General features: G+C 66.1%; 10 protein-coding genes. 8 read left to right on the forward strand and 2 right to left on the reverse strand.

Annotated elements, in window-relative coordinates; all coding sequences use genetic code 11:
* The 5 genes from I71_RS12340 to I71_RS12360 all read left to right on the forward strand — a co-directional run.
* The coding region (locus tag I71_RS12340) for a TRAP transporter substrate-binding protein (RefSeq protein WP_042695153.1) at positions 1-781 on the forward strand (781 nt) is incomplete at its 5' end.
* 325 nt (positions 782-1106) lie between these two features.
* The gene (locus I71_RS12345; RefSeq protein WP_042695154.1) at positions 1107-2216 is read left to right on the forward strand and encodes an ABC transporter ATP-binding protein; all 1110 of its coding nucleotides are present in this window, start codon (positions 1107-1109) and stop codon (positions 2214-2216) included.
* A 66-nt stretch (positions 2217-2282) separates the two neighbouring features.
* On the forward strand, positions 2283-3329 hold the full coding sequence (locus tag I71_RS12350) for an ABC transporter substrate-binding protein (RefSeq protein WP_042695155.1): 1047 nt from the start codon (positions 2283-2285) through the stop codon (positions 3327-3329).
* Positions 3330-3583: 254 nt separating this feature from the next.
* Positions 3584-4834 carry an ABC transporter permease gene (locus tag I71_RS12355; RefSeq protein WP_042695156.1) on the forward strand — a complete coding sequence of 417 codons (1251 nt, stop codon included), beginning with the start codon at positions 3584-3586 and terminating at the stop codon, positions 4832-4834.
* A complete protein-coding gene (locus I71_RS12360) occupies positions 4831-5661 on the forward strand; it encodes an ABC transporter permease (RefSeq protein WP_042695157.1) in 831 nt (276 codons plus the stop codon). Before I71_RS12355 ends, I71_RS12360 begins: the two co-directional genes overlap by 4 nt.
* Positions 5662-5704: 43 nt before the next feature.
* Here the strand turns inward: I71_RS12360 and I71_RS12365 are convergent, their stop codons facing one another.
* Together I71_RS12365 and I71_RS39140 are read right to left on the reverse strand one after the other, a co-directional pair.
* A complete protein-coding gene (locus I71_RS12365; protein ID WP_042695158.1) occupies positions 5705-6271 on the reverse strand; it encodes a cupin domain-containing protein in 567 nt (188 codons plus the stop codon).
* Between the two features lie 17 nt (positions 6272-6288).
* The gene (locus I71_RS39140; protein ID WP_211098376.1) at positions 6289-6492 is read right to left on the reverse strand and encodes a hypothetical protein; all 204 of its coding nucleotides are present in this window, start codon (positions 6490-6492) and stop codon (positions 6289-6291) included.
* Between I71_RS39140 and I71_RS12370 the strand changes: the two genes are divergently transcribed.
* From I71_RS12370 to I71_RS12380, 3 genes are all read left to right on the forward strand, one after another.
* Complete coding sequence (locus I71_RS12370; RefSeq protein WP_199902165.1) at positions 6491-7951, forward strand: NAD-dependent succinate-semialdehyde dehydrogenase; 1461 nt, start codon at positions 6491-6493, stop codon at positions 7949-7951. The genes I71_RS39140 and I71_RS12370 overlap by 2 nt on opposite strands.
* A 23-nt stretch (positions 7952-7974) precedes the next feature.
* Positions 7975-9264, forward strand: coding sequence for a 4-aminobutyrate--2-oxoglutarate transaminase (gene gabT, locus I71_RS12375; RefSeq protein WP_042695159.1), 1290 nt, complete (start codon positions 7975-7977; stop codon positions 9262-9264).
* 229 nt (positions 9265-9493) lie between these two features.
* Positions 9494-10132, forward strand: a 639-nt coding sequence (locus I71_RS12380) for a CaiB/BaiF CoA-transferase family protein (protein WP_042695160.1), incomplete at its 3' end; no start/stop codon positions are given.

The following is a 10132-nucleotide window of genomic DNA, read 5'->3' on the forward strand; positions in this document are numbered from 1 at the left end:
TCCGACCTTCTGCTTCGACACCGCCATGCCCTTCGGCCTGAACACGCGCCAGCACATCGCCTGGATGATGCATGGCGGCGGGCTGGAACTGATGCGCGAGGTGTTCAAGGATTACAACATCCACCACATCCCGGCCGGCAACACCGGCGCCCAGATGGGCGGCTGGTTCCGCAAGGAGATCAAGAGCCTGGAGGATCTGAAGGGCCTGAAGATGCGGATCGGCGGTCTGGTCGGCCAGATCCTGACGCCCTTCGGTCTCGTGCCCCAGCAGCTCGGCGGCGGCGACATCTATCCGGCGCTGGAACGCGGCACCATCGACGCGGCGGAGTTCGTCGGCCCCTATGACGACGAGAAGCTCGGCTTCCACAAGGTCGCCAAATACTATTACTACCCCGGCTGGTGGGAAGGCTCGGCCCAGATCCCGCTGATGTTCAACATGCAGGCCTGGGAGCAGCTGCCGAAATCCTACCAGACCATCCTGGAGCAGGCCTGCTGGGAGGCCAACAGCTGGATGATCGCCAAGTACGACACGCTGAATGCCTCCGCGCTGAAGCGTCTGGTCGGCGCCGGCGCCATCCTGCGCCCCTTCCCGCGCGACATGATGCAGGCCTGCGAGAAGGCGGCGTTCGAATTCTACGACAAGCTGGCCGCCAGCAATCCCCGCTTCAAGAAGGTCTATGACGGCTGGAAGCCCTTCCTGGAGCAGGAACGCCTGTGGTTCCGCGTTGCCGAGAACGGCTTCGACAGCTTCGTCTACAGCCAGGCTGCCCAGCAGAAATAAGTCTGCAGCGCCGAGCCGGGCGGGGCGGGTCGCCTGCGGCGATTCGCCCCTGCCTTCGCGGCAAACACTGATTTTCACGCGGCAGTCTGTCCGGTATCTGGATCATCGGTCTTCTCAATCGCACGCGAATGGAGCACACTGCCGGTCCAAGCGTGGGCAGAGCCTTCGCAATTGCACAAAAATTCGGCAGACTGTTGAATTGATCAAGTCATAGTCATTCCTCTTGTCTATTTTCTTAAACGCATGGTACCGTCGGGACCAGAAAGACGGACCGGGCCGGGGTGGCGAACCCGGACGTCAGGTCGCCTGTGACGGGAGCGGACGGATGGACGGCGGGATGATCGCGACGACAGAGACCCTGGTGCGCTTCACCGGGGTGCAGAAGACCTACGATGGCGAGCATCTGGTGGTGAAGAGCCTCGATCTCGACATCCGCAAGGGCGAATTCCTGACGCTTCTCGGACCGTCGGGGTCTGGCAAGACCACCACGCTGATGATGCTGGCCGGCTTCGAGGTGCCGACCCAGGGCGACATCTTCATCGGCGACCGGCCGATCAAGAACACGCCGCCGCACAAGCGCGACATCGGCATGGTCTTCCAGAACTACGCCCTGTTCCCCCACCTGACGATCGAGGAGAACGTCGCCTTCCCGCTGTCGGTGCGCGGCGTTGCCAAGGCGGAGATCAAGGAGCGGGTCAAGGCCGCGCTCGACATGATCAAGCTCGGCAACCTCGCCAACCGCCGTCCCGGCCAGCTGTCGGGCGGCCAGCAGCAGCGCGTGGCGCTCGCCCGCGCCCTGGTCTTCAACCCGGCGCTGGTGCTGATGGATGAGCCGCTGGGGGCGCTGGACAAGCGCCTGCGCGAGCACATGCAGCTGGAGATCAAGCGCCTGCACGAGACGATGGGTCTGACCGTCGTCTATGTCACCCATGACCAGGGGGAGGCGCTGACGATGTCCGACCGCATCGCGGTCTTCAATGACGGCATCGTCCAGCAGATCGACCGCCCGGATGCGCTGTACGAGCGCCCGGTCAACAGTTTTGTCGCCAACTTCATCGGCGAGAACAATGTTCTGAGCGGCGTTGTCGAAAATATCGAACAGGGCTGGGCGCGGGTCGCGCTCGATGCCGGCGGTTCGGTGGTGGCGCAGGCGGTGAACATCGGCGGCGCCGGCAACCGCACCTCGCTGTCGCTCCGTCCGGAGCGGGTGGCGATCGAAACCGGCGACAGCGGCGACAGCGCCATGAACCGGCTGCCGGCGACGCTGACCGACCTGATCTATCTCGGCGACCACACGCTGGCGGTGCTGAACACGCCGGCCAACCCGGAATTCATGGTCAAGCTGCCGGCCGGCTCCTATGCCGGTCTGGTGCCGGGCCAGGACGTCTACATCGCGTTCCGCCCGGAGGACTGCCGGGCGCTCGATCCGGTCTGAGGACGTGGTTCTCAGAACCAGGGTGCCTTCCAGCAACAACAACCGCGACGAATAAGGACGGGGATCATGTCGAAGATTAAGGTGGCTCTCGGTTTCGCTGCGACCTTCACCGCCCTCACGGCCCTGTCATCGGCCGCCAGCGCCCGCGACCTCACCGTCGTGTCGTGGGGCGGCGCCTATCAGGACGTCCAGAAGAAGGTGTATTTCGGTCCGTTCAAGGAGACCGGCACCCCGATGAACGACGAATCCTGGGATGGCGGCGTCGGCGTCCTGCGCGCCAAGGTCCAGGGCGGCGCCTCGACCTGGGACGTCGTGCAGGTCGAGAGCGAGGAGCTGGCTCTGGGTTGCGACGAGGGCCTGTACGAGAAGATGAACTTCTCCAAGATCGGCGGCGAGGATGCCTATCTGCCGTCGACCGTCAATGCCTGCGGCGTCGGTGCCATCGTCTATGACTTCGTCCTGGGCTACGACAAGGACAAGCTGAAGGACGCGCCGAAGAGCTGGGCCGATTTCTTCGACACCAAGAAGTATCCGGGCAAGCGCGGCCTGCGCCAGGGTGCCAAGACCACGCTGGAGATCGCGCTGATGGCCGACGGCGTCGCCCCGGCCGACGTCTACAAGGTTCTCGGCACCGAGGCCGGCATCGACCGCGCCTTCAAGAAGCTCGACACCATCAAGAACGACATCGTCTGGTGGAAGGCCGGTGCCCAGCCGCCGCAGCTGCTGGCCTCGGGCGAAGTGGCGATGACCTCGGTCTATAACGGCCGCATCGACGCCGCCAACAAGAACGAGAAGAAGAACTTCGGCATGGTGTGGAACGGTGCGCTCTACACCGTCGACAGCTGGGTCATCCTGAAGGGCAGCCCGAACGTCGATGCCGCCTACAAATTCCTGAACTTCGTCGGCAAGCCGGAGAACCAGGCCAAGCTGTCCCAAGGCATCGCCTACGGCACGTCGAACAAGAAGGCCCCGGCGCTGCTGCCGAAGGCGGTGCTGGCCGACCTGCCGACCGCGCCGGACAACATGAAGAACGCGATCGAGATCAACACCGACTTCTGGCTGGAGAACATCGACCGCCTGACCGAGCGCTTCAACAAGTGGGCGGCCAAGTAAGTAGTTTGTTGTAACTCGCCCTTAACCCCCTCTCCCCCCCCCGGGAGAGGGTCGGGGGGAGGGGGGATGCGCAGCGGCACGCATCGGGCTGTGAAGCGCCTCTCCAACTTAAGTTTTTGGCGGATCAATGCCCGCCCTTCGGTGACCGGACGCCATGCGTCCCCCTCACCCTAACCCTCTCCCCGGGGGGGAGAGGGGATGGTCCCGGGTTTCGGGGCTTTATGCACCTGCGTCTTCTCAACAGGACAATGCCGATGACAGCCGCCTTCGTTGCCGGCGCCGACGTGCCGTTGAAGCGTCGATTGAAACGGGCCGAGCGCGCCCGGCAGTTCCGTGCGCTGGGTCTGGTGCTGCCGCTGCTGGCCTTCCTGCTGTTCACCTTCGTCGTGCCGCTCGCCGGCATGATCTGGAAGTCGGCTTCCGACTGGGAGGTGCCGCAGGTGATGCCGCAGACCGTGGCGGCGCTGGAGCATTGGAACGGCCAGGGCCTGCCCGACGAAGCCGCCTTCGCCGCGCTTGCCGCCGACATCCGCGCCGCGCGGGACGCCGGCAATCTTGCGGTCGCCGCCAAGCGGCTGAACTATGTCGTCAACGGCTTCCGCACCACGCTGCTCTCCACCGGCCGCAAGCTGAAGGAGCAGCCCGCTCCCGGCACTGCGAAGGAGACGCTGATCGGCATCGCGCCGGCCTGGGGCGAGCGCGAGAGCTGGACGGCGATCAAGAGCGCCAGCGGCCCGATCACCAGCTACTATCTGCTGGCCGCCGTCGACCTGACCCGCAACGCCGACGGCGCCATCGTGGCAGCCCCGCCGGATCAGGCGATCTACCGCGACGTCTTCCTGCGCACCTTCGAGATCGGCTTCGGCGTCACCGCGCTGTGCCTGATCCTGGGCTTCCCGGTCGCCTATCTGCTGGCGAACCTGCCGACCGGCCGGTCGAACCTGCTGATGATCTTCGTGCTGCTGCCCTTCTGGACCTCGCTGCTGGTGCGCACCTGCGCCTGGATCGTGATCCTGCAAAGCGAGGGCATCGTCAACGGTTCGCTTGAGTGGCTGGGCGTGATCGACGAGCCGCTGCGGCTGATCTACAACCGCTTCGGCGTCTACATGGCGATGACCCATGTGCTGCTGCCCTTCATGATCCTGCCGCTCTACAGCGTCATGCGCGGCGTCTCGCCGGCCTACATGCGGGCCGCCGCCTCGCTGGGCGCGCCGCCGGTGACCGCCTTCCTGCGCATCTACCTGCCGCAGACCATTCCGGGCATCGGCGCCGGCTGCCTGCTCGTCTTCATCCTGGCCATCGGCTACTACATCACGCCGGCGCTCGTCGGCGGGGCCGCCGACCAGATGATTTCCTACTTCATCGCCTTCTACACCACGGAAACGGTCAATTGGGGCCTCGCCTCGGCGCTGGGGGCGGTGCTGCTGCTCTCCACCGTGGTGCTGGCGGTGCTCTACGGCAAGCTGGCGCTCGGCCGCCAGACGACGGGAGGTCTGAAGAATTGAGCGCGAACCACTCCCCCCAAACCGCAAGCCAGCGGATCGCCTGGGCCGCCACGGTGGTGTGCGGCACGCTGGTGCTGTTCTTCCTGATGGCGCCGATCCTCGCCATCGTGCCGCTCTCCTTCAGCTCCAGCACCTACCTAACCTATCCGCTGCCCGGCCTGTCGCTGCGCTGGTACGAGGATTTCATCAATTCGGCGCGCTGGATCACCGCCCTGAAGAACAGCGTCATCATCGGCGTGGCCTCGTCCATGCTGTCGATGGTGCTGGGAACGGTGGCCTCGCTGGGTCTGGCCCAGTGGAAAAGCAAGTGGAAGCCGCTGGTGCTGGCCATCGTGCTGTCGCCGATGGTGGTGCCGGTCGTCATCACCGCGGTCGGCGTCTACTTCTTCTTCGCGCCGCTGGGTCTGACCGGCAACTATCTCGGCCTGATCCTGGTCCACACCGCGCTGGCAACGCCCTTCGTCGTCATCACCGTGTCGGCGACCCTGCAGAGCTTCGACATGACTCTGGCGCGCGCCGCCGCCTCGCTGGGGGCGCCGCCGCTGTTGACCTTCCGCAAGGTGATCCTGCCGCTGATCCTGCCGGGTCTGGCGTCGGGCGCCCTGTTCGCCTTCGCCACCAGCTTCGACGAGGTGGTGACGGTGCTGTTCCTTGCCGGGCCCGAGCAGCGCACCCTGCCGCGTGAGATGTTCAGCGGCATCCGCGAGAACATCAGCCCCACCATCACCGCGGTGGCGGTGGTGCTGACGGTGATCTCGGTCTGCATGCTGTCGTCGCTGGAATACCTGCGCCGGCGCAACGAGCGGCTGAAGGGGAATGCGGAGTAAGGGAGTGGCTGAGGGGAGGAGCTTGTGCTTCTCCCCAGCCCGCTCACAGATAGGGCGGGGTGCAGGCGCTGATCAGTTCGCACTCCACATCGCCGATGTTGCGGAAGCGGTGCGGCACGCGGCTGTCGAAGAAATAGGCGTCGCCGGGACCGAGAAGCTGCTTGCGGTCACCCACCGTCAGCTCGATCTGCCCCTTGATGACGATGCCGCCCTCTTCGGATTCGTGCTGGAGCATGGTGCGGCCGGTGTCGGCCCCGGGGGCGTAGCGTTCGTGGAGGATTTGCAGGTTGCGGCTGCGCAGGTCGCCGACCTGCCGGAACGAGACCTGGCCCACCGTGCCCTTCAGCTCGCCCGCCAATTCGATCAGCTCGCCGCCCTTGAAGAAGATCTGCTCGGGTGGCGGCAGATCGTCGGAGGAGAAGAATTCGGCCAAGGTCATCGGGATGCCCTGAAGCACCTTGCGCAGCGACGACACCGACGGGCTGCTGCGGTTCTGCTCGATCAGCGAGATCGTGCCGTTGGTCACTCCGGCTCGCTGGGCGAGCGCCCGCTGGGACAGCCCATGCTGTTCGCGGATCTGCTTCAACCTGGCGCCGACGTCGAATTCCATCACCGGACTCCTGCTCCTCACCTGCTGTAGGCAATAGCCCATTCGCGCAACCCCGTCATCAGAATATGAACAGCTAAACAGGGGTTGTTTAATTTATTAAACATGGTAGGCTTCGCTCCAAGGTCCAGGCCCCCGCGCAGGAAACCCTTGAATGCCAAGGATGTTTTCGCCGGGTGCGGCCGGCCGGTTCCACATTCCTTCATCCAGGGCGGATCGAACATGCTGTCGTTGAACGACCAGGGCCTTCTCCGAACCAAGGGCTACGTGAACGGTGCGTGGCGCGCGGCCGATTCCGGGAAGAGCTTCCCGGTCACCAACCCGGCCACCGGCGCCGTCATTGCCGAAGTGTCCGACATGGGCGCGGCCGAGACGCGCGAGGCCATCGACGCCGCCAACGCCGCCCTGCCGGTGTGGAAGGGCAAGACCGCCAAGGAACGCGCGGCCATCCTGCGCCGCTGGTACGACCTGATCCTCGCCGCGCAGGAGGATCTGGCCCAGCTGATGACCGCCGAACAGGGCAAGCCGCTGGCCGAATCGCGCGGCGAGGTGGTCTATGGCGCCTCCTTCATCGAGTGGTTCGCGGAGGAGGGCAAGCGCGCCTACGGCGACGTCATCCCGACCTTTGCCGGCAACAAGCGCATCGTCGTGCTGAAGGAGGCCATCGGCGTCGTCGCGGCGATCACGCCGTGGAACTTCCCGAACGCCATGATCACCCGCAAGGTCGCCCCGGCGTTGGCTGCCGGCTGCACCGTGGTGGTCAAGCCGGCCGAGGACACCCCGCTGTCGGCGCTGGCGCTGGCCGAGCTGGCCGAGCGAGCCGGTTTCCCCGCCGGCGTCTTCAACATCGTGATGGGCAGCGAGCCGGCGGCGATCGGCAACGAGCTGACCCACAGCCCGATCGTCCGCAAGGTCAGCTTCACCGGCTCGACCGAGGTCGGCAAGCTGCTGATGCGGCAGGCCGCCAGCACCGTCAAGAAGGTGTCGCTTGAGCTGGGCGGCAACGCCCCCTTCATCGTCTTCGACGACGCCGACCTGGACGAGGCGGTCAAGGGCGCCATGGCCTCGAAGTACCGCAACGCCGGCCAGACCTGCGTCTGCGCCAACCGCCTGCTGGTCCAGGCCGGCGTCTATGACGCCTTCGCCGCCAAGCTGGCCGAGGCGGTCAAGGCGCTGAAGGTCGGCGACGGTGCCGAGCCGGGCGTCACCCAGGGTCCGCTGATCAACGCCGACGCCATCGCCAAGGTCGAGGAGCTGATGGGCGACGCGCTGGAGAAGGGCGCCACCGTTGCGCTCGGCGGCAAGCGCCACGCGCTGGGCGGCACCTTCTTCGAGCCGACCATCCTGACCGGCATCACCACCGAGATGCGCGTCGCCCGCGAGGAGATCTTCGGGCCGGTCGCCCCGCTGTTCAAGTTCGAGACGGAAGAAGACGCCATCCGGATGGCGAACGACACCGAGTTCGGGCTCGCCGCCTATTTCTACAGCCGCGACATCGGCCGCGTCTGGCGCGTGGCGGAAAAGCTGGAATACGGCATGGTCGGCATCAACGAAGGCATCATCTCGACCGAAGTGGCCCCCTTCGGCGGCGTCAAGGAGTCAGGGATCGGCCGTGAAGGCTCCAAGTACGGCCTCGATGATTTCATGGAAGTCAAATATCTCTGCGTCGGCCTCGGCGCCTGACNGTCGTCAAAGAAAAAGCAAACATGAGCACCAACCAGTCCTTCGTCGCCCGTCGCGAGGCCGCCGTCTCCCGCGGCATTTCCGCCGGCATGCCCGTCTACATCGACCGTGCTGAGAATGCCGAGATGTGGGACGTCGAGGGCAAGCGCTTCATCGACTTCGCCGGCGGCATCGCCGTGCTGAACACCGGCCACCGCCACCCGAAGGTGATGGAGGCGGTGAAGGCCCAGCTCGACCGTTTCACCCACACCTGCGCGATGGTCACGCCCTATGACAGCTTCGTCGAGCTGGCGGAGAAGCTGAACGCGCTGGTTCCCGGCCCGACCCCGAAGAAGACCGCCTTCTTCACCACCGGCGCCGAGGCGGTCGAGAACGCCGTGAAGGTCGCCCGCGCCGCCACCGGCCGTCCGGGCGTGATCGCCTTCTCCGGCGGCTTCCACGGCCGCACGCTGCTGACCATGGGCCTGACCGGCAAGGTCGTGCCCTACAAGGTCGGCTTCGGTCCGTTCCCGGCCGAGATCTTCCACGTGCCGTTCCCCAACGCCTATCGCGGCATCAGCGAGGCGGAGAGCCTGAAGGCGCTGGAGACCCTGTTCAAGTCCGACGTCGACCCGGCCCGCGTCGCCGCGATCATCATCGAGCCGGTGCAGGGCGAGGGTGGCTTCAACATCGCCAGCCCGTCCTTCCTCCAGTCGCTGCGTGCGGTCTGCGACAAGCACGGCATCGTCATGATTGTCGACGAGATCCAGACCGGCTTCGCCCGCACCGGCAAGATGTTCGCCTTCGAGCATGCCGGGATCGAGCCGGACCTCGTCACCATGGCGAAGAGCCTGGCCGGCGGCTTCCCGCTGTCGGCGCTGACCGGCAAGGCGGCGCTGATGGACGCCCCGATCCCCGGCGGCCTGGGCGGCACCTATGCCGGCAGCCCGCTGGCGACCACCGCCGCGCTGGCCGTCATCGACGTCATCGAGGAGGAGAAGCTGGTCGAGCGCAGCGAGCAGCTGGGCGAGCGCATCGCCGGCCGCTTCCGCGCCATGGCCCAGCGCAACAGCCTGTCGGTGATCGGCGATGTTCGCAACCTGGGCGCCATGGTCGCCATGGAGCTGGTGACCGACCGCGAGACCAAGGAGCCGGCGGCCGACCTGACCAAGGCGCTGGTCGCCAAGGCGGCGGAAAAGGGCCTGATCCTGCTGTCCTGCGGCACCTACGCCAACGTCATCCGCATCCTGGTCCCGCTGACCGCTTCGGACGCCCTGGTCGACGAAGGCCTGGACATCATCGAGCGGTCTCTGGAAGAACTGGTGTCGGCGTAAGCAGTTGCTCTCTCCGCCCTGGATCCCCTCTCTCCCCCGGGGAGAGGGAAGGGGCCCAAGCGAAGCTTGGGAAGGGTGAGGGGGATGCATGGCGAGGATTATCAAGAAATGCGGAGCGCCGGCACAACACCGGCGCTCCGCAATGCGTCCCCCTCACCCTAACCCTCTCCCCAGGGGGGAGAGGGGACTCAAGGGCGGGGGAGGGCCAATAATTCAGGAGGAAGACACCTTGGCCGGACCCTTGTCGCACATCCGGGTGCTGGAGCTGTCGCGCGTGCTGGCCGGGCCGTGGTCGGCGCAGACGCTGGCCGATCTCGGCGCCGACGTGATCAAGGTGGAACGGCCGGGCGCCGGCGACGACACCCGCGCCTGGGGTCCGCCCTGGGCCGGCGACCAGTCCGCCTATTTCCTCTCGACCAACCGCGGCAAGCGCTCGATCACCATCGACTTCGAGCGGCCCGAGGGGCAGGAACTGGTTCGCAAGCTTGCCGCCCAGGCCGACGTCGTCATCGAGAATTTCAAGGTCGGCGGACTGGTCAAATACGGCCTCGACTATGACAGCCTGAAGGCGGTCAACCCGCGGCTGGTCTACTGCTCGATCACCGGCTTCGGCCAGACCGGGCCGTACCGCAACCGCGCCGGCTACGACTTCATGATCCAGGGCATGGGCGGGCTGATGAGCATCACCGGCCAGCCCGATGGCGAGCCGGGCGGCGGCCCTGTCAAGGTCGGCGTCGCGGTGACCGACATCTTCACCGGCCTCTACGCCACCATCGGCATCATGGGCGCGCTCGCCCACCGCGACCGCACCGGCGAGGGGCAACAAGTCGACCTTGCGCTGCTCCACGTGCAGGTGGGCGTGCTGGCG

It is taken from the genome of Azospirillum sp. B506 (assembly GCF_000333595.1).
Lineage (GTDB): Bacteria > Pseudomonadota > Alphaproteobacteria > Azospirillales > Azospirillaceae > Azospirillum.